The 18,937-nt window shown below is 62.0% G+C and carries 14 protein-coding genes, 1 pseudogene and 1 riboswitch; of the genes and pseudogenes, 3 read left to right on the top strand and 12 right to left on the bottom strand.

What is annotated here, in order from left to right:
- The first annotated feature begins 62 nt into the window (after positions 1-62).
- Positions 63-1,118 carry a homocysteine S-methyltransferase family protein gene (locus HNP55_RS08700; protein ID WP_184298276.1) on the top strand — a complete coding sequence of 352 codons (1,056 nt, stop codon included), beginning with the start codon at positions 63-65 and terminating at the stop codon, positions 1,116-1,118.
- Here HNP55_RS08700 and HNP55_RS08695 read toward each other — a convergent pair.
- Positions 1,108-2,301: a hypothetical protein gene (locus tag HNP55_RS08695; protein ID WP_184298274.1), complete on the bottom strand. Its 1,194-nt coding sequence runs from the start codon at positions 2,299-2,301 to the stop codon at positions 1,108-1,110. The two genes, HNP55_RS08700 and HNP55_RS08695, sit on opposite strands and share 11 nt — an antisense overlap.
- Before the next feature lie 170 nt (positions 2,302-2,471).
- Positions 2,472-2,566: riboswitch (S-adenosyl-L-homocysteine riboswitch) on the top strand.
- A 52-nt stretch (positions 2,567-2,618) separates the two neighbouring features.
- Between HNP55_RS08695 and metH the strand changes: the two genes are divergently transcribed.
- Together metH and HNP55_RS08685 are read left to right on the top strand one after the other, a co-directional pair.
- Positions 2,619-5,351, top strand: coding sequence for a methionine synthase (gene metH / locus HNP55_RS08690; RefSeq protein WP_184298272.1), 2,733 nt, complete (start codon positions 2,619-2,621; stop codon positions 5,349-5,351).
- Positions 5,352-5,502: 151 nt separating this feature from the next.
- Entirely contained in the window at positions 5,503-6,165 is a 663-nt protein-coding gene (locus HNP55_RS08685; protein ID WP_184298270.1) for a glycine zipper 2TM domain-containing protein, read from the top strand.
- 2 nt (positions 6,166-6,167) lie between these two features.
- Here the strand turns inward: HNP55_RS08685 and HNP55_RS08680 are convergent.
- From HNP55_RS08680 to HNP55_RS08630, 11 genes and pseudogenes are all read right to left on the bottom strand, one after another.
- A pseudogene (locus HNP55_RS08680) lies at positions 6,168-7,538 on the bottom strand (YifB family Mg chelatase-like AAA ATPase); the annotation flags it as partial.
- 270 nt (positions 7,539-7,808) lie between these two features.
- On the bottom strand, positions 7,809-8,522 hold the full coding sequence (locus HNP55_RS08675; RefSeq protein ID WP_221439517.1) for a hypothetical protein: 714 nt from the start codon (positions 8,520-8,522) through the stop codon (positions 7,809-7,811).
- 106 nt (positions 8,523-8,628) lie between these two features.
- On the bottom strand, positions 8,629-10,308 hold the full coding sequence (locus HNP55_RS08670) for an ABC transporter ATP-binding protein (RefSeq protein WP_184298266.1): 1,680 nt from the start codon (positions 10,306-10,308) through the stop codon (positions 8,629-8,631).
- Positions 10,305-10,757 (bottom strand): VOC family protein, encoded by a 453-nt coding sequence (locus HNP55_RS08665; protein ID WP_184298264.1) that lies wholly within the window; start codon positions 10,755-10,757, stop codon positions 10,305-10,307. The genes HNP55_RS08670 and HNP55_RS08665 overlap by 4 nt, the downstream gene beginning before the upstream one ends.
- Positions 10,758-10,774: 17 nt before the next feature.
- Positions 10,775-11,743, bottom strand: a complete 969-nt coding sequence (locus HNP55_RS08660; RefSeq protein ID WP_184298262.1) for a formylglycine-generating enzyme family protein — start codon at positions 11,741-11,743, stop codon at positions 10,775-10,777.
- Complete coding sequence (locus HNP55_RS08655; protein WP_184298260.1) at positions 11,740-13,425, bottom strand: WD40 repeat domain-containing protein; 1,686 nt, start codon at positions 13,423-13,425, stop codon at positions 11,740-11,742. The genes HNP55_RS08660 and HNP55_RS08655 overlap by 4 nt, the downstream gene beginning before the upstream one ends.
- Positions 13,422-14,000 (bottom strand): GTP cyclohydrolase II RibA, encoded by a 579-nt coding sequence (gene ribA / locus HNP55_RS08650; protein WP_221439531.1) that lies wholly within the window; start codon positions 13,998-14,000, stop codon positions 13,422-13,424. The genes HNP55_RS08655 and ribA overlap by 4 nt, the downstream gene beginning before the upstream one ends.
- Before the next feature lie 113 nt (positions 14,001-14,113).
- The gene (locus HNP55_RS08645) at positions 14,114-15,160 is read right to left on the bottom strand and encodes a class I SAM-dependent methyltransferase (RefSeq protein ID WP_184298258.1); all 1,047 of its coding nucleotides are present in this window, start codon (positions 15,158-15,160) and stop codon (positions 14,114-14,116) included.
- A 1-nt stretch (position 15,161) separates the two neighbouring features.
- On the bottom strand, positions 15,162-16,196 hold the full coding sequence (locus HNP55_RS08640) for a class I SAM-dependent methyltransferase (protein WP_184298257.1): 1,035 nt from the start codon (positions 16,194-16,196) through the stop codon (positions 15,162-15,164).
- Between the two features lie 147 nt (positions 16,197-16,343).
- A complete protein-coding gene (locus HNP55_RS08635) occupies positions 16,344-16,946 on the bottom strand; it encodes an NADPH-dependent FMN reductase (RefSeq protein ID WP_184298256.1) in 603 nt (200 codons plus the stop codon).
- 7 nt (positions 16,947-16,953) lie between these two features.
- Positions 16,954-18,924 (bottom strand): PQQ-binding-like beta-propeller repeat protein, encoded by a 1,971-nt coding sequence (locus tag HNP55_RS08630; RefSeq protein ID WP_184298255.1) that lies wholly within the window; start codon positions 18,922-18,924, stop codon positions 16,954-16,956.
- Between the last annotated feature and the right edge of the window lie 13 nt (positions 18,925-18,937).

Raw genomic sequence — 18,937 nt, 5'->3', positions numbered from 1 at the left:
TGCCGCCCTGGCAGCGGGCGTTTGTTTTGAGGGGTTTTGCGCTTCGTTTCTACAATGCGGGCATGAACACGACGTCATCCGCCTTTACCCGTGGCGCGGCCCTGCCCGCCATCCTGCAGCAGCGCATCGCTATTCTTGACGGTGCCATGGGCACCATGATCCAGCGCTACAAGCTGACGGAGGCGGATTTCCGTGGCGATCGTTTTGCCGCGCATGGCAAGGATTTGAAGGGCAATAACGATCTGCTGGTGCTGACTCGGCCGGACGTGATCCTGGAGATCCACGAGCAATACCTGGCCGCCGGCGCCGACATCATCGAGACCAATACCTTCGGTACCACCTCGGTGGCGCAGGAGGACTACGGCCTGGAAGCCTTGGCCCATGAGATGAATGTGGCGGCCGCTCAAATTGCGCGGCAGGCTTGCGATAAATACAGCAGCCCCGACAAACCCCGCTTTGCCGCCGGCGCCCTGGGCCCGACGCCGCGCACCGCCTCCATCAGCCCCGATGTGAACGATCCCGGCGCCCGCAATGTGGACTTCGACACCTTGCGCGCCGCCTATTACGAGCAGGCCAAGGGCTTGCTGGAGGGCGGGGTGGATCTGTTCCTGGTCGAGACGATTTTCGACACCCTCAACGCCAAGGCCGCCATCTTTGCCCTGGACGAGTTGATGGAGGACACGGGCGAGCGCCTGCCGGTCATCATCTCCGGCACCGTCACCGATGCCTCGGGCCGCATCCTCTCGGGCCAGACCGTCACCGCCTTCTGGCACTCGGTGCGCCATGCCAAGCCGATTGCCATCGGCCTCAACTGTGCACTCGGCGCCACGCTGATGCGGCCTTATATCGAGGAGTTGGCCAAGGCGGCCGGCGCCACGGCGATCAGCTGCTACCCCAATGCCGGCCTGCCCAACCCCATGAGCGACACCGGTTTTGACGAGACGCCCGAGGTCACCGGCCGCCTGATGAGCGAGTTCGCCAAGAGCGGCTTCCTCAATATCGCCGGGGGCTGCTGCGGCACCACCCCCGCCCATATCGCGGCGATTGCGGCCCAGGTCTCGGCCTATCAGCCGCGGGCCTGCGGGGACAAGTTCTTCAGCGCCTTGCTCACAACCTGAGCAGGCGCTCCATATTCACTCGCAGCTTCATCTCGTGCGGGGCCAGGCTGCTGCTGATGGCCTGGCTGGCCAGGCGGGTGTCGCGGGGCACGGGCTCGCTCAAGGGGCTGCCGCTCTTGCCCAAGAGCGAGGCGACCCAGGGCTCGGTGACGTTATGGCCGCGCTTGAACACCATGCCCAGCTCGCCGTTAGCCAGGCGCACCAGGCTGCCGGGGGGGTAGAGACCCAGGGTCTTGACCAGCACGGCGCCGGCTTCATCGGGCTGCTTCAACTCGTCCAGATAGACCGAGCGCAGCGCCGCCGCGGCCGACAAAGCCTGGCGGGAACGGCGTGGGCTCAGCTTGGCGCCCAGGCTGTCGATGCGGCGCAGCAGGCGGGCCAGGCGCTCGGCCGGGCTGCGCTCTTGCAGCGACCCCGGGCCGGCCTCATGGTGCAGGCGCACGGTTTGCAGCCATAGCTCGGAGCGCACACCGAGGGCGAACAGCAGCTCGGCGCTGCGGTCGCCATGGCCTAGCAATTCCTTGCGCTGGTAGTCGGCCGCCGGGTCGCTCTGATTGGCCAGGCGGTCTTGGCTGGCGGTGATGGCGATATTCATGCTCAGGGCGGCTTGGCCGAGAGCCAGTTGCTCCTCCTCGGCCAGGCCCAGCTGGCGCCCGCACAAGTCGGCCAGCACCAGGCTCAGCAAGGCATGGCGGGCGCTGTACTGATGGAAGTCCAGGCTGCTTTCGAAGATCAGCAACATCAAGACCGCGTCGGGCTGGCGCTGCAGCCGGGCCAGGGCTTCCTGATGCAGCAGCTGGAAGCGCGGGCGGAAATCGTCCACCCGGGGCTCGCGCAAAAAACTGGCGGCATTGACCAGAAAATCGGCCCAGGCCTCTTGCTGGCCCAGCTCCGCCCGTGCGCCGGCACGCTCGGGGCGCAGCTCGGCCTCGGCCTTGATGATCTCGCCCAGGGCCGCGCCCTGGTGCATCAAGGTGTCCATCTTGTGGGCCAGGGCTTTTTGATATTCCTTGGTTTCCACCGTGCGGACCCAGACGCCGCGCGCAATCATCTCCCGCACGGGCTCGCTGTCATGCAAGACCTGGCCCTTGGCGACCAGCAGCTTGCCCTCCGCATCGCGGATGGCGTAGGGCAGGGCTTGGCCGAAGCGCAGGGCGATGGCGGGGCAGGGAATCAGGTCCAAATCGAGCTCGCAGTGGGAGATAAGAGATAGGTCTTGACCGCAGAACCTGGGCCGCGACAGGAGTTTGCAGGCCTTGATCGTTGACGGATTGTCGGCGCTTGAGCCGCGCAGCTTGAGGATTAGGGCAGGAATGGCGCGCTAGTGGGCGCGCTGGGCTTAAAATCCCCCACTGGTTCAAGGAGCGTTGCGACTCACCCCCGGGTGGGCCAGGCTTGAACAAGGGTGAGCGCAGGGTCGCGCCGCCCCGTAACGGCGCTCACCGAATCCCTTTGTCTGGGCCGCGGTGAGTGCGCGGCCCCCGAAATTTGAGGTCCGCCATGTCGTCGTCTGCCATCCCCACCCCTCCTGCGATGAAGCTCTCCGGCCTGGAGGCCCAGCTGATCGGCGAAGGCACGCTCTTCGTCAATGTGGGCGAGCGCACCAATGTCACCGGCTCCAAGGCTTTTGCGCGCCTGATCCTGAACGGCCAGTTCGAAGACGCCCTGGCCGTGGCCCGCCAGCAGGTGGAGAACGGCGCCCAGGTCATCGACATCAATATGGACGAGGCCATGCTGGACAGCCAGGCCGCCATGGTGCGTTTTCTGAACCTGATCGCCGGCGAGCCCGAGATCGCCCGCGTGCCCATCATGATAGACAGCTCCAAATGGAGCGTCATCGAGGCCGGCCTCAAGTGCATCCAGGGCAAGGGCATCGTCAATTCCATCTCGCTCAAGGAGGGCGAGGCCGAGTTCAAGCGCCAGGCCAAGCTGGTGCGGCGTTATGGCGCGGCCGCCGTGGTGATGGCGTTTGACGAAACCGGCCAGGCCGACACCTATGCCCGCAAGATCGAGATCTGCGAGCGCGCTTACCGCATGCTGGTGGACGAGGTGGGCTTCCCGCCCGAGGACATCATCTTCGACCCCAATATCTTCGCCATCGCCACCGGCATCGAGGAGCACAACAATTACGCGGTGGACTTCATCGAGGCCACGCGCTGGATCAAGCAAAACCTGCCCGGCGCCAAGGTCAGCGGCGGGGTCTCGAATGTGAGCTTCAGCTTCCGCGGCAACGACCCGGTGCGCGAGGCCATCCACACCGTCTTCCTCTACCACGCCATTCAAGCGGGCATGGACATGGGCATCGTCAACGCCGGCATGGTGGGCGTTTACGACGATCTGGATGCCGAGTTACGTGAGCGGGTCGAAGACGTGGTGCTGAACCGCCGTGCGGACTCCGGCGAGCGCCTGATCGAGGTGGCCGAGCGTGCCAAAGGCATGGCCATCGACGACACGGCCCGCCTGGCCTGGCGGGCCGGCGATGTGGATCAGCGCCTCAGCCACGCCCTGGTGCATGGCATTACCGAGTTCATCATCGCCGACACGGAAGAGGCTTGGGCAGCCATCGCCGCCAAGGGCGGCCGTCCCCTGCATGTGATCGAAGGCCCGCTGATGGCGGGCATGAATGTGGTGGGCGATCTGTTCGGCGCGGGCAAGATGTTCCTGCCCCAGGTGGTCAAGTCCGCGCGGGTGATGAAGTCGGCCGTGGCCCATCTGCTGCCCTATATCGAGGCCGAGAAGCAGGCCATGATCGCGGCCGGCGCCGAGGCGAAACCCAAGGGCAAGATCGTCATCGCTACCGTCAAGGGCGATGTGCACGATATCGGCAAGAACATCGTCACCGTGGTCTTGCAGTGCAATAACTTCGAGGTCGTGAATATGGGCGTGATGGTGCCCTGCCAGGACATCCTGGCCAAGGCCAAGGAAGAGGGGGCCGACATCATTGGCCTCTCCGGCCTGATCACGCCCAGCCTGGAGGAGATGCAGCATGTGGCGGCGGAGATGCAGCGCGATGAGTACTTCAGCTCGCGCGGCACGCCGCTCCTGATCGGCGGCGCCACCTGCAGCCGGGTCCACACGGCCGTCAAGATCTCGCCGCATTACGCAGGCCCGGTGGTCTATGTGCCCGATGCCTCGCGCAGCGTGGGCGTGTGCAGCGATCTGCTCTCGGACGAGCGCGCCAGCCGCTTCATTGCCGAGCTGAAGACCGACTATGAACAGCTGCGCCAGCTGCATGCCAATAAAAAGCAGACGCCCCTGGTCACGCTGGCCCAGGCACGGGCCAACAAGGCGCAGATCGACTGGGCCGCCTACCAGCCGCCCAAGCCTAAGTTCATCGGCCGCCGCCTGATCCGCAATTACGACCTGGCCGAGCTGGCCGAGCACATCGACTGGGGCCCCTTCTTCCAGACCTGGGATCTGGCGGGGCCCTTCCCGGCCATCCTGAAGGACGAGATCGTCGGCAGCGAGGCCCAGCGCGTCTACAGCGATGGCAAGCGCATGTTGCAGCGCCTGGTGGCCGGCCGCTGGCTGCAGGCCAATGGCGTGTTCGGCCTCTACCCGGCGGCCCAGGTCAATGATGACGATATCGAGATCTACACCGATGAGACGCGCAGCGAGGTTTTGATGACCTGGCATGGCCTGCGCATGCAGTCGGAACGGCCGGTGGTCGATGGCGTGATGCGCCCGAACCGCTGCCTGGCCGACTTCATCGCGCCCAAGGGCGGCGTGCCCGATTACATCGGCCTCTTTGCGGTGACGGCCGGCCTGGGGGTGGAGAAAAAAGAAGCCCAGTTCATCGCCGATCTGGACGACTACTCCGCCATCATGTTCAAGGCCCTGGCCGACCGCCTGGCCGAGGCCTTTGCCGAGCGCCTGCACCAGCGCGTGCGCACCGAGTTCTGGGCTTATGCCGCCGACGAGGCGCTGACGGCCGAGGATCTGATCGCCGAGAAATACCGCGGCATCCGCCCCGCGCCCGGCTACCCCGCCTGCCCCGACCATCTGGTCAAGCGCGATCTGTTCAAGGCCTTGGCGCCCGAGGAGATCGGCATGGGCCTGACCGAGTCCATGGCCATGACCCCGGCCGCCAGCGTCTCGGGTTTTTACTTTGCCCATCCGCAAGCGGCCTACTTCAATGTCGGCCGCATCGCCGCCGATCAGCTGGCCGACTGGGGCCGGCGCATGGCGCTGGACAAGGTCGCCGCCGAGCGGGCGCTGGCGCCGCTGCTTTGAGTGGCCATGGCCGTGAGCGGCCGGTCTGGATTGCATGTGCTTACACCCGCAGCCCTGCGGCGGGCCGATTTTTGCGTTGGCCATGGCATGCTGGAAATGAAACGCAGCGCCATCCGGCGCCGCGGCAGGCCATCGCTCTCCCTTCTCCCCCATGAATAGTTCTGTCACTAGCTCTCAACGTTATATCGGCGTCGCCCTGCTCGCTGCCGCGCTGGCCGGCGTTTACGCTCTCGGGCGTTCACAGTCCAGCAAGGACATGAGCGGCATTCCCGCATCCAGCAGCGAGGCCGCAAGCTTGAGCGCGACCACGGCGCAGGCGCTGGCAAGCCCGGCCTCGTCGACGCTGAGCGTCGAGCCCAAGACGCCGCCTGCCAAGGCCGAGGCACACGGCGTCAAGCCAGCCAAGCCCGTCGAGAAAGCCGAAAGAACGGCCGCCAGCAGCCCCGCCAAACCCGCCGCGGCAGCGGCCAAGCCGGCCCTGTGCAATGAGTGCGCCACCGTGCTCTCGGTCCGGCAGGAACAAAGAGCCGGCGAGGCCAGCGGCCTGGGCGCCGTGGGTGGCGCGGTGATCGGCGGCCTGTTGGGCAACCAGGTCGGGGGCGGCAATGGCAAGACGCTGGCGACCGTGGGTGGCGCCGCGGCCGGTGGCTACTTCGGCAATGAGATGGAGAAGAAGCACAAGGCCCATCAGGTCTGGCGGGTCAGGGTGGCCTTCTCGGATGCCAGCACGCGCAGCTTCGAGTTCACCCACGATCCCGGCGTTAGGGTCGACGAGGTCGTGCGGGTGCGCGACGGCGAGTTGATCCGCCCCTAATTTCAGTGCTTGAGCCCGCGCCGCATCTGGATGGCCTCGGCCATATGGGCTTGCCGCAGGCCTGGGCTGCCGGCCAGATCGGCGATGCTGCGGGCCACCCGCAGCACCCGGTGATAGCCGCGCGCCGACCAGCCTAGCTTCTCCGCCGCCTTTTGCAAGAAGGCGAGGGCGGCCGGCTCCGGTGCCGCGAGTCTGTCCAACTGCTCCACCGTCAGGCGCGCATTGCTGCAGCCCTGGCGTTCATGGGCCCAGGCCCGCGCCGTGGCTACCCGGGCCGCCACCGTGCTGCTGCTCTCGCCCGAGGGCAGGGCCGCCAGCTCGGTCGGGGGCAGCATGGGGACCTCAATCAAGAGATCCAGGCGATCCAGGAAGGGGCCGCTCAAGCGGGCCTGGTAACGCGCAATTTGATCGGGGGAGCAGCGGCATTCGCGCAAGGGATTGCCGTGGTGGCCGCAAGGGCAGGGGTTCATCGCCGCGATCAGCTGAAAGCGGGCCGGGAACTCGGACTGCCGCGCCGCGCGCGAGATCAGGATGCGGCCGGTCTCCATGGGCTCGCGCAAGGCCTCCAGGGCCAGGCGATTGAACTCGGGCAATTCGTCCAGGAACAAGACGCCGTGCAAGGCCAGGGAAATCTCGCCCGGCCGCGGTGGCGAGCCGCCGCCCACCAGGGCCACGGCCGAGGCGGTGTGGTGGGGGCTGCGCATGACTCTTTGCGCCCAGCGCGCGGGCTGGAACTGGCCCGCCAGGCTCAGCACCGCCGCCGACTCCAGCGCCTGCTCATCGTCCAGCGGCGGCAGCAGCCCGCTCAAACGCTGGGCCAGCATGGACTTGCCCGTGCCCGGCGGCCCCACCAGCAGCAGGGAATGCTCCCCCACGGCCGCGATTTCCAGCGCCCGTTTGGCGCCGGCCTGGCCTTTGATATCGCGCAGATCGGGGCCGCCGGCCGGCGGCGCTGCCGCCTGGGCCCGCGCCTGCGGCAGCGCCTGCTGGCTGCCTGGCTGCAGGGCGGCCACCACCTCCAGCAGATGCTGGGCGCTCAGCACCGAGACCTGCTCGACCAAGGCGGCCTCGGCCGCACTGGCCTGGGGCAGCAGCAGTTGGCGCGCCAGGCCTTCGCGCCGCAGCGCCAGGCTCATGGCCAGGGCGCCGCGCACCGGGCGCAGCTCGCCGCTGAGCGAGAGCTCACCTGCGCATTCCAGCCCGGCCAGGCGCTGGGCGTCGATCTGGCCGCTGGCGGCCAGCAGGCCCAAGGCGATCGGCAGATCGAAGCGGCCACCCTCCTTGGGCACTTCGGCCGGCGCCAGATTGACGGTGATGCGCTTGTTGTGGGGGAAGGCGAGGCCGCTGTTCTGCAAGGCGGCCCGCACCCGCTCGCTGATCTAAGTGAATAAATGCTGTTCGGCACGAAATATAAGCTGGTCGCCAAGTTGCGAACTTGAACTTGTTACCCCGTGCAGCGCTGCAGCGCTTGTGCAAGGTCTCGGCGTGCTTCCTCAACAGGCTGGCTGCTGTCACCCAGACTTTGCGATCCAATGGCAACTGTCCGCGGCAACGGTCATTGAACGGTTCGCGGACCGAACGACTGCTGAACCACCGGGACCGGCCACTCACCGATGCTTGCGCCTGGTGAGTCGCTGGGCCGGTCAAAGACAGCTAGCGGAAGCGGCAATGCCCCACGATTCGTCTGGCCCATTCGAGGAAGAGAGCGTCTCAATGAGAAGCCGCAGCGACTTGACCGTAACGTTCTCGGCCCGCTTCAGCGCCTGTTCAATCCCGGCCTCAACCCGCGGATGGTAGTAGGACACCGTGCCTTCGGACTGGCGCAGGTTTCGCGCAGCAACGAAGAAGTTGACCAGCAGCATCGCCCCCTTCTCAAAGGCTTCGTGCGCGTCGGCAAGTGCACCGTCGATCTGGCGCAACAACTGTAGCGCCACCTTGTCATTAGCCTTCAGCAGCCCCCACAGGACAGCCGCGGCGCGCACATCGTTGCGCTCCTCAATCTGGTCCACCACCGTACGTTCAATGGAGTCCTGATGGGCGCGCTGAATCGCGTCGCTTATTAACTGGGAGTCTGAGCGCTTTTTCCTGTCCGCAGGCGTGGCCATTGCGTCGAATAATTTCTGGATTTCGAGCTGCGTTGCAAGCTCAGCCAGCACGACTGCCTCGTTTTCCTTAGCCAGCGTCTGGACGTTGCGGGGCAGATTGCCGATGCGGGTACGGTAGAGGTGCTGACGCTCGCGCACGCCGTAATGCTCAGCCTCAAGGCTCACTTCCCAACGCTTGACCGTCTGTAGCGCGCCGGAGCTTCTGGCGACGTCCAAACGCGAGGTCGCAACGACCCCGGGGCGATTCAGCACACCACGCCCGCTATGGATAAACCGGGCAGCGTAGGTCGAACGTCTGGCTCAGTTTCAGGTCGGCACAACCCTCAGATGAATCTCAGTTTTCAGTTGGCCGTAACAACTAAGCGGACACATCGACAACGCGGTCAAATTCGCAATGCTCGTCCGCGCGATGCGTCACCACAATGACCGCCCGATCTTGGCAGTGCCGGCGCAGAGCTTCGAACACGCGCTGGGCAGAGTCGCGGTCCAGCGCCGACGTCGGCTCGTCCATCAAAAGCACACTGGACTGCCGCAAAAGCGCCCGGCCAATAGCTAGCCGTTGGCGCTGGCCGCCTGATAGCAGGCAGCCATCTTCACCCAGCGCAGACCGGTAGCCGTCGGGCAATGCCGAAATGAAGTCGTGAAGACCCAGCGCCTTGCATACGGCCACTAATTCCTCGTCCGTGGCCGTCAAGTTGCCATAGCGAAGATTGTCCGCGATGGACCCTGAAAACATGTAGGGATGCTGCCCCACGTAGCTGATCCCGCTTGCCCCGGCCGCCGGCTTCCCGTGGTGCGACACGATGACCTGACCCACCGTCGGCTCATAAAAACCAAGAATGATCTTCAGCAACGTGCTTTTTCCGGAGCCACTTCGTCCGACGACCGCCACCCGCTCACCGGCTGATACATTGAGATTCAATGTCCATAACGGATTGGATTTTTCATATCCAAACGTAAGGTCGTCGATTATCAGTACCGGTCCCCCTTCATGATTTCGGTCAGGCATCTTCGAAATGGGACAATGAATGTCAAGCGCAAGAAGCTCCCCGATTCTCACGAGAGACGCTTGCATCTTCTGATAACCCTCGACCAGGAGTGCCATCGACGCCATTGGCCAGAGCAAGCGCTGGGTCAGAAACACAAGGGTCCCATAGGCGGCGACCGCAATCTCCCCCGAGACGGCCAGATGCCCCCCGTAAAGCAGAACTCCCGCGAACCCGAAGACGATGGCCATTCGCAGCACGGGGACATATCCTGCGCTGAGCCTGGCCGCAGCAATGGCGGCCTGGCGATACGTGGCGCTCTGGCGGGAGATTCTTTCCACCTCCCAGTCCGCTTGACCAAAGGCGCGGATCGTCATGAATCCGCGCAAGCCGTTCGAAATTGCGTCGCTAATGGCGCCGGAATACCTTCGCAGGCTCAGAAACCGGCTGTCGATCCGGCGGCGATACAGCCGCGAAATGATCACCACCAAGGGCGCTGGCAGTACAGCCAACATGGCCGCGACCGGTGACATGGTCGCAAAGAAAGCAAAGACCAGACAGAATCCGACGATCAGTGAAAGTATTGAATGGATCCCGTCGCTGATGAAACGCTCGATCTGGTTGACGTCGTCATTCATCACCGTGGTGAGGTCGGCGGTGGACCGCCGCTCAAACACGTCCATACGCATACCCAGCACATGCCGAGCCAAGCGCTGTCGGAGTTGATGCTGCAGATTCTGAGCAAGGCTGCGCCAAGCGATCATGTAGCGGTACTGGCTCCAGGATTCGACCCCCCAAGCCAGAAATGCAGCCGCGGTGATGAGCAAGATCTGGTGCCACGGGTCGACAATACCCATGGATCCCAGAAGCGATTTCTGGCCCTGCACTGCGGAGTCGACGGCCAAGCCGACCATCACTTCCGGCAGAAAATCGAAAAAGGTATTGGTCACGGACCACGCCGTGGCCCCCGCAAAGGCGCGGGGCTGGGAAAGAACCAAACGCCAAAGCGTTGGCTGATGACTGACACCGTGCATGATGGCTGCTTGAATCAAGTCACCGGAGCGGTAATGCCGTTTCGAACGCACCAGTCGTAGTCATTGCGAGCACCGACTTCCTCGCTGAGGTACTGAATCAATTCGATTTCATAGCCGTCAGGGTCACGCGTGTAGACACGGACCCGGGCCGGATGAGTGCTCCTGACCATGGGGGCGCCCAACTGTCGCAGCACGCGTTCCTTTTCCGCAATTTCGGGCACCACGATACCCACGTGATTGCACTGTTTCTCGACGGATGGCGCCGGCTCGGACATCCCCTCGTATCCCCCTCTGAAGGCAAGATAGGTGTGATCGTCACCGATGTGGATCCAGTTGTAGCGTCGGCTTCCTGCCACCTCACGACCCCGCCCGCGGATGCGCCATTCGGGGAAGAGCTCCAGGTAGAAAGTCGCTGTTCGATCGAGATCAACGACAAAGATCTGTGCGTGTTCAACGTAGCTGTTCATGAAGGTCGTCGCAAGGGTTAAACAATGTCCATCGCCAGTCGGAAGCCAATTGCGTAGATTTCTGCAGCGTAGAGCCCGTGACGTCGTGAACAGCGCGTCAGATCCCCAAAGCGTGAGAAGCTCCCCCCGCGTGAAATCCGGTAAGTCGAACCAGCGGCCTGGTGTAGATCGTCTTCAATCAATCGCCCGCCTGGATAAGGTGCGTAAGGACTGGCCGTGAATTCTTCCACATTGCCAGCGATGTCATCCAGCCCAAAGGGGCTGCGCCCACCTGGATACATCCCCACCGGCGTGGTGCCTAGAGGACCAGCTTCCACCGTGTTAGCGCGCGCCGAATCGAAGTCACTGCCCCATGGGTACTCCCGGCCGTCACCCCCGCTCGCCGCATACTCCCATTCCGCCTCTGTCGCGAGACGATACTGGCGCCCGGTACGACGCGAGAGCCACTGCGCGTAGTGGTCGGCGGCTTCTGGCGGCACGGTCCACACCGGGTGATTCGCCAGATGGGCTGGGTAAATTCCAAACCTCCAGGAGGTCGGCAATTCCGAGGATTGCGCATCTTCCAGATAGCATCTGTATTCGAGGTTGGTGACCGGATATCGACCTAACGCAAACGGCTTCAACTGCACAGTGTGCGCGGGACACTCTTTCTCGATCCACTCCTGCTTAACATGTACCTTAGCCCAACGGGCGACCACACCTGCAACGGCCTCTTCCTGGGTGCCCATCGTTGCTGTCGCTTCAGGCAGCCTGACCATCTCCGGTTCGTCAACACGGATCCTGGGATCCCCAAGCAGGGCCAGAGCATGGCCAGCCGCGTAACGTCGGACGAAAGGCTCGGCGGGATCCTCCAACAACGCGATGAGTTCGTCCGTGCTGCGACTGAACAGGTGGTGATGCCGGACAAAGACATCCAGCCCGAGTCGATCGACAAAACCTGCGGGCAGCCCCATGGCTTCCCTGACGGGTAGATCGTTGGGATTCATGCACTGACCTCATAGGTTCGTCCGTCGTATGACGCTGCAACGAAGCAGCCCCTGGTGCTGTCAAAGCAGATCGATGAGATGCCCGCCGTCGTCGGACGCTGAGACGGCCGCCACTCCTTTCGCTCGACGTCGTAGAGGGCAACACTCCCGCCGTAGGAACCGGTCGCCACAAGACGCCCATCCGGAGAGGTGCCCACGCACTTGATCGATCGGTTGTGGGGCGTGGCCACCACCTCCGGCACACCGGGAATGTTCCACAGACGCATCCGAAGGTCTCGGCCCACACTGACAAAACGCCCATCCGCAAGCGACGCGCAACCGTTGGAAATGCGGTCGTGCGCCCCCTCCATGCGGGCCATCTCACGAAATTCGCGAGTTGAAAGCCAGGCCACGCTGGTATCTGCGCAGACAGAAAACAGCTGTTCGCCATGGACCGCAAGAGACTTCACCGCATTCGCATGCAGGGTAAGCTCGCGTGTCATGCGGCAGGCGCCGTCTTCGTCAATCTCAAACACAAGGCCTTCACCGGTGTAGGTCCCAATCACTGCGTACCAACCACCATCCCGCGGGAACGCGACGCCGCAATTGAGCGGTGACCGATGCTGATGCAACACGCGTCCCGTGAATGCATCGAAGACTTGCCCGATCTGCCCGCCTGTCAGCATCAGAGGCCCCACCAACAGCAGGAAATTGCAAAGGCTGCCGATATCCTGTACCACGACGCCATCCTGATAGAGCCGCCCGGCATCACCAATGGTGTAGCGTCGTCCGCCTCGCACCGTCACCGCATTCATCCCTCCAGTCGGACCCACGCGGGAAACATCCCACTGATCCGACGTCGAGTCCCAGGTGGCGTAGGTGCTACCGAAGGTGGCGAAGACGAGTGTGTCCTGCCCCACGAATGCGCAAGACCTGGGCCAGACCACGCTTGGCAGGCTGCTGGTCCTCAGCAGCGCAGGCACCTCTGCGCTAACGTCCCAGATGCTCAGGGTGCGGTCATAACTAATGCAGACCAGGCGGGAGGTCTCGTCATTCAAAACCAGGCGCTTGATCCCGGCTGAATGGGCCTCGAAGGTCTGCGGCAGGCCATTGCGGACCACGATCAGCGATCCGTTGTCGTTGCCCGCGAAGATCGTGCCGTCCTGCGCAATGGCGACCGTGTCCGTTTCGACCCCTTGCAGATCGATGTTCTCGATCAAGGTGCCGTCGTGAAGCGCCCAGCGCTTGATCGTCCCATCATCGCTGGAGGAGACAAGATGCCGGCCGTCCTTGGACCACACCACCGAGATGACATCTGCGGTGTGCCCCTGCAACCGCCACACCAGCTTGCCGTCGAACCCGAAGACTCGAACGCAATGGTCGCGGGACGCCGTCGCAACAAGCGGCTCCGTCGGATGAATGACAGCCATCTCGACGTCGTCGTCATGCTCGGAGAACACCGCCAGCAACTTGAGCTCTGGGACGGCCCAAAGGCGGGCCGTGTGGTCACTGGAGGCGGTCACCAGGAAGCGTCCACAGCTGGAGAAGCTGGTCTGGTTGACAAGATGGTCGTGCCACGCTCTCGCGACCGATCGATGCTCATCTGCACGCCACAGGACCAGTTGATTGTCGTAGCCCGCTGTCGCAATGAATTTGCCAGCAAATGCCGCAACGCCGCTGATAGGCGATTGATGTTGAATCATGGAACCTGCTTCTCCGGTAGCTCTGAATCCAGTGCAATCTGATGCTGGGTGTGGAGAACCTTCGCCTCCAGATACGACCGGTTATGGCGGCTCACATGCACACCTGTCAGCTCCATCGTGTCCACCGCAATCCCGCAATCGATCAGCTGAAGTTTCTTTGCAGGGTTGTTGCTCAACAGGCGAATTCGCGGGACTCCCAGCGCCGAGAGCATCTCGGCGGCCACGTTGAAGCGGCGCTCGTCATCCCCGCGACCCAGCGCTCGATTGGCGGAGAACGTGTCCAGGCCTTGTTCCTGTAGCCGGTAGGCATCGAGCTTGCGGTACAAACCAATGCCTCTCCCTTCCTGGCGCAGATAAAGGATGAATCCGCCATCATCATGAATCCGCTGCAACGCCTCCCGCATCTGCGCGCCGCAATCGCAGCGCAGGGAACCAAGCACATCGCCCGTCACGCATTCGGAGTGAACTCGCACGAGGGGCACCGCGCCGCTCAAGGTTCGTGGTGCCAACTCCAGCGCGAAGTGTTCACCTTCATCGCTGAGCCCGTCGAAGCTATGCATCCGACCCACGACCATCCTTCCATCCGCGAGCGCGATCGGAAGACTGACCGAATTACGCACGGAGGGCTGGTCCCGCTCCGAGCCGGCTGGAGGAAAGCGAGGAAACAAGCGAGCCATGGATGCTCCTTTCACTTTGCCTGTGAAGCGCCTCGACGCTGACAGACAAAGACCACCTTGTCGGCAATGACCTGTTGCTGGTGCTGGATCTGCAGCTCAGCAATCAAGCCAGCTAGCTCACAATCCGTCTCCAGATAGCTTCCATTGCCCTTGATGTACATCTTCAAAGAGAAGATGCTCAGTGCTTCGGAGCCTCCGATCTTCGGCATGGACAGCTTGGTGACGATCAGGGTTCCGTTTTCCTGCACATGATCGAGCGCTCGCTGCAGCACTTTTCGCTTTTCGCTCACGTCAAACAGCTCCGTCACTTCGGTCATAAGCACCACGTCGAACCGCTTCCCCAGAGCCAGATCACGCACGTCCTGGTTCACGGTTTTCAGTCGGCCCGACTGAACGTGCCCTGCGAAGATCTCTTTGCATTTGGAATTCGCCTTCCCCAGATCAACGATCGTGATGGTCGGCGTTTCGGTCCGGCGCAGGATTTCGTCCGCGATGTAGCCGTCAGCACCGGCAATGTCCAGGATCTGGTTGGCATTGACCAGCAAAGGCAGTACAGCCGCAATGACCTGATTGGCCTGTAAACGGTTGTAGGCCTGCAGAGCCCGATACTCATGGCAGCGACCCTCGAACAGACTTTGACGGTAGGCCTCTTCAGTCTCCTGCTTTCGACTAATCACGTCGGCCAGCGAGTTCCACACCCTGCTCGCCATCTCGGCGGCTTCAAGATCGGCAAGCAGACTGCACGGCCCCTCGGTGAAGGCCTCCCGCCAGTCGGGGTGAATGCTGACCGCGTCCGTCTCACCACATTCGGTGACGTAGCCCATGGCGATCAAGGTGTCGACAACCAGGCTGATGCCGGTCTGATCCACCTCAAGCGCAGCGGCCAGCGCCTGCCGATTCAAGCTTGAGTGACTCAAGCGGGCGAATATGCCCAACTTGTACGCGGCGATCAGGACGCCGCTCCGAGAGTATCCACCGATGTGCCGACCAAACCGACGGGCGCGCTCCACCAGTTGCTGATCTTGCACTGGATTGAAGGTAGGCGAAGTGACCATCATCTCAATGCACCTCTTGGCTGACAGTGACCCCAGACAGCAGGTAGCTTAACTTCGGGCCCAGCTGCAACACGGAATCAATCTTCAGACCTGCCGCTTCGAACAAGCCGGGCATCTCACCATCCTTCTCCAGATATCCGCCGTGAGAGTTCACATGCAGCCTCAAGGAGAACAATGCGTTCTCCACTTCCTTAGCGGGATCCTGATAGCCGAACTTGCTCACCACGAGCACGCCGCCTGGGGCAAGCCCCCGTGCAACGCGTCGCAGAACCTCGACCTTCGTTTGGCGGTCAAATGAATGAAGCAGGTCATTCATCAAAATGAGGTCGAAGGCTTGCTGAGGCAACTCGTCCCGAGTTGCATCGCAGACCATCGCGCGTAGCCGGTTGCGCGCGGGTTCCTCGGCACTGAGCCGCTCAAAGACGGCCAAGGTCTGAGGCAGGTCTGCCAGGGTACCGATTGCGTGCGGGCACAGATTCAGCAGCTCGAACGCATATTTCCCATGGCCGCCCGCCATATCAAGAAACCGACCTTCGCTCGTCTGGAGGCGTTCTGCCAGCTGATGGGCAAGGGTGCGGGCATGTTCGGTATTTTCGTCACGGACCGCCAGCAGATACTGCTCCAGATGGATCCCCGAACCAAACATCTGGGATTCGGCGCTCTTCTCGGCGGCTTGCAGCTTGTCTTTCGCAATCTCCGGCAACCGACGCCAGCGATCCACAGCCTGCAGGCCGCGACGCACGCCTGCGGATTGATGATGGCGTGTGGCACTCCCCAGATACGCTTTCCATTCCTCGTTGATCTCATAGGCATCGGCCCGTTGGCCGATCACTCCGAACCCCTGAAGGCCATCGAGAATCTGGGACAGCGTCCCAGCGTTTGTGCCCAGCGATGTCTGGAGCTCAGTCAAGTTGGAAGCTGCTTGCATCAATTGGTGGGTCAGCCCGAGATCGTCGGACGAGCGAAGCAGCGCGAAGAGATGCAAATCGTCCTCCATGGAAGAGAACCGACTTGCAGGAGTGGCAGAAACTTCATTCATGGATGCACCTTTGAGAATGTCGAGGTGGGAGGGTTGGACGGCTTCGGCGAGCGCTGACACTCGCAGCTCCAACGCCTGGCGATCGGAATGTCTGCACACCGTATGCATGGACCGGAGATCCACGGGGGCCGACTGCCTGGATTGGGATCATTGGCCATAGGGGTATTTTGAAAAGTTGATCTCGCTCGCTCGAACCTGCGCAAGCGCCTGGGCATAGGCGCATAACAACGCGCATCCATGGCCCAACCTCGCGGAGAGTTCCGCATCGGATCGCTCAGATTTCTCGTGCCCACCCAAAGCGTCATTGGCGTTCCGAACGATCACACTGAAGGGGAGCATGCACAGAAAATTGTTCTTGAATCCAAACTGCCGAAGTTGGGCAAGCGGATATACACCCCCAGAGCCGGAAGAAACCCCGACAAGCAGTGCTGGCTTATGACCCGTTTCGGGTATTCCACATTTGAGGATCAGGTTCATGAGCCCGGGCGGCGCCATGCCCGCATATTCCGGACTCACGATCACGAAGCCATCTGCTGACTGCAGGCGAGTGGACAATTTTTTCCACTCGACGGCTTCGTTCGAATTCGCATCCCAAAACGAAGAGGTCCAGGGTCGTGGCGCTCCTTCGTGTAGCTGCAGGATATCGGCGGCCACGCCACTTTGACCCTCCAAAACTCCGGCAAGATATTTGGCGACTTTTTCCGAGTTTGAGCCCACGCGCGGACTGCCCGAGATGATGAGGATATTCATATTGGTCTTAAGCGGGTTGAAGATCTTCGAGCGCGGTGGTGAGTTCCCAGTTGGTCGCCTGCAGCTCCTTCTGCATTCTCACGCGTGCATGGTTATCACGATAAAACCTATCATAGAGATATCGGGTGGCCACAAGCTCGGGCGATCCCGAGGCGATGCAAAATGCCATCAGCGCATTTCGCACGGAGAGCAGCAGAAACGGCACGCCGGCCTCATTTCGCCAGAGCTGCAGACCTCCGGGATAGCCTTCAAGAACGTGCTGCCCGTCCAGCAATTCGCCAGTTTCGATGGAATAGGTCAGAAGTTGGTAGCCGTAGGTGGCGACATAAACAAAATCACCGTGGAGAACGGCATTTTCAGGTGTATTGATTTGCCATTCCTTGAACTTGTTCAGTACGGTTCTGCTGCCGATATCCACGATCTGGACCGCGTTGTTGCCATTGCCGCTAACCAAGAGCCGCTGATCGTCACACAGGCGCAGGCGCTTGTGGTTGCCCATATCCGGCAGCTGACCCACGACCACCTGGGTTAGTATGTCGAAGAACACCAGTCGTGAGGGGGTTCGGGCGGCCTCTTCCTGACGAAGCTCGCGCTCACCGTAGACGACCGTCCGCCCGTCATCGACATACTGGACACACCAGATCGGACGCTTGTTTTTGAAGCGCCACAACACCTCGCCGGTGTCCGCTGCCAGCTCCACCAGCCAGCCGGTTTCGCTGCAGAGGACCACGCGATCTTGAGCAGGCGTGACCGAGACATCGCGGAGAATGCCGTCGATACGAACCTTCCACCGCACCAAGCCGGTTTCGTCAAACCGCAAGGCGCTTCCGTCGGTGCAGATGCTGAAGTAATCGCGACCGAGGCGAGCCCCCATCCGCATGCGGGTCTCGGTGCCTGAAACGTGGATTTCGTCCTCGTAGACGAAGGCAAAATCCTTGAATTGGCTCACCAATCGATACCGGTCGACAATGCCGCTCTCGGAGAATGCGCTGAGCGAATGGTGGTCAAGGAGAAAGTCCCAATAGGTGGTGGTACCACCGGCTGCCGCCGCCACGGTTCCACTCGCACTATCAATGATGTAGAGCTCACCTGATTCGAGCAGGGCCAGCAGGCGCTGATCGTCCATAGGCTTCAGATGGTTCACTTGAAACTTGAAGGGACCGATCCGACCGGTCAAGCGTGGAACCAGATCATTCTCGAAGACATATATGTGGTGGTCGAAGCAGGCCACATAGCCGGTGGAGGCGTCGGAGGTCAGGACAATTTCCTCGACATCGTCGTTCGTGAACCGAATATGCGTGGTTCTGGCGGGCTCTTCACTGAACAGCGTGATTCCCCCGCCAACGTCGCTGGTGATCCAATATCGGTCAAATCGGCTGTCATAACGCAGGGAATGACTGACGCCGGAGCGGAGTTCCAGGAGCGGCTTCGCGGCTTGCGTGACCGTATTGAAGCGAAAAAGGGTGCCGGTGACGTCAATGACGAGTAATGACCCGTCGGCATGGCTTGGATCGACGCTCACATGCTCGAGAAACGCACGTGACGACACATCTGCCGCCCATTGATAGGTCATCTCCTTGCGGGACAGTGCACTCAAACATCCCCGCGCGTTGCACACTACCAGTAGATCCTCCGTGCATGCGATCGCATGTGACGGTGAGGGGACTGGCGGGAGATGTTCCTGGGCTGAATCGGAAAGGTAGCCCGAAAGCAGGAAGTTCAGGGGATTGAGCGTGTTTTTACACCAGCGCACGACATTTCCGGCGACGTCGCGGGTGTATATGAACAAGTCGTCGTCACACATGCCATGAAGCGCGACACCGTGCAAAGTGTTGGCGGACTTTGAAACCAGGCGAAGTTCGGAATCCATCCGGTAAACCAATCCTTTGTCGTCGACTGCGAAGATTGCATTCCGGGACTTGTCATAGAGTGCGTTGGTGAACCGGGTTCGCAGCTGCGCTTGATTCGCTGAAGTCATGACTGATCGATCT

Origin of the sequence: Roseateles oligotrophus (assembly GCF_014204525.1) — a bacterium.
GTDB classification, from domain to species: Bacteria; Pseudomonadota; Gammaproteobacteria; order Burkholderiales; family Burkholderiaceae_C; genus Paucibacter_A; species Paucibacter_A oligotrophus_A.
Note: the sequence above shows the minus strand (reverse complement) of the source record. Positions and strands in the feature narration are given on the sequence as shown.

Coding starts and splice junctions, on each gene's coding strand:
- metH (WP_184298272.1), top strand. CDS start 2,619: ATGTCGTCGTCTGCCATCCCCACCCCTCCTGCGATGAAGCTCTCCGGC.
- HNP55_RS08655 (WP_184298260.1), bottom strand. CDS start 13,425: ATGATTCAACATCAATCGCCTATCAGCGGCGTTGCGGCATTTGCTGGC.
- HNP55_RS08660 (WP_184298262.1), bottom strand. CDS start 11,743: ATGAATCCCAACGATCTACCCGTCAGGGAAGCCATGGGGCTGCCCGCA.
- HNP55_RS08700 (WP_184298276.1), top strand. CDS start 63: ATGAACACGACGTCATCCGCCTTTACCCGTGGCGCGGCCCTGCCCGCC.
- HNP55_RS08685 (WP_184298270.1), top strand. CDS start 5,503: ATGAATAGTTCTGTCACTAGCTCTCAACGTTATATCGGCGTCGCCCTG.
- HNP55_RS08635 (WP_184298256.1), bottom strand. CDS start 16,946: ATGAATATCCTCATCATCTCGGGCAGTCCGCGCGTGGGCTCAAACTCG.
- HNP55_RS08645 (WP_184298258.1), bottom strand. CDS start 15,160: ATGATGGTCACTTCGCCTACCTTCAATCCAGTGCAAGATCAGCAACTG.
- HNP55_RS08640 (WP_184298257.1), bottom strand. CDS start 16,196: ATGAATGAAGTTTCTGCCACTCCTGCAAGTCGGTTCTCTTCCATGGAG.
- HNP55_RS08630 (WP_184298255.1), bottom strand. CDS start 18,924: ATGACTTCAGCGAATCAAGCGCAGCTGCGAACCCGGTTCACCAACGCA.
- HNP55_RS08665 (WP_184298264.1), bottom strand. CDS start 10,757: ATGAACAGCTACGTTGAACACGCACAGATCTTTGTCGTTGATCTCGAT.
- ribA (WP_221439531.1), bottom strand. CDS start 14,000: ATGGTCGTGGGTCGGATGCATAGCTTCGACGGGCTCAGCGATGAAGGT.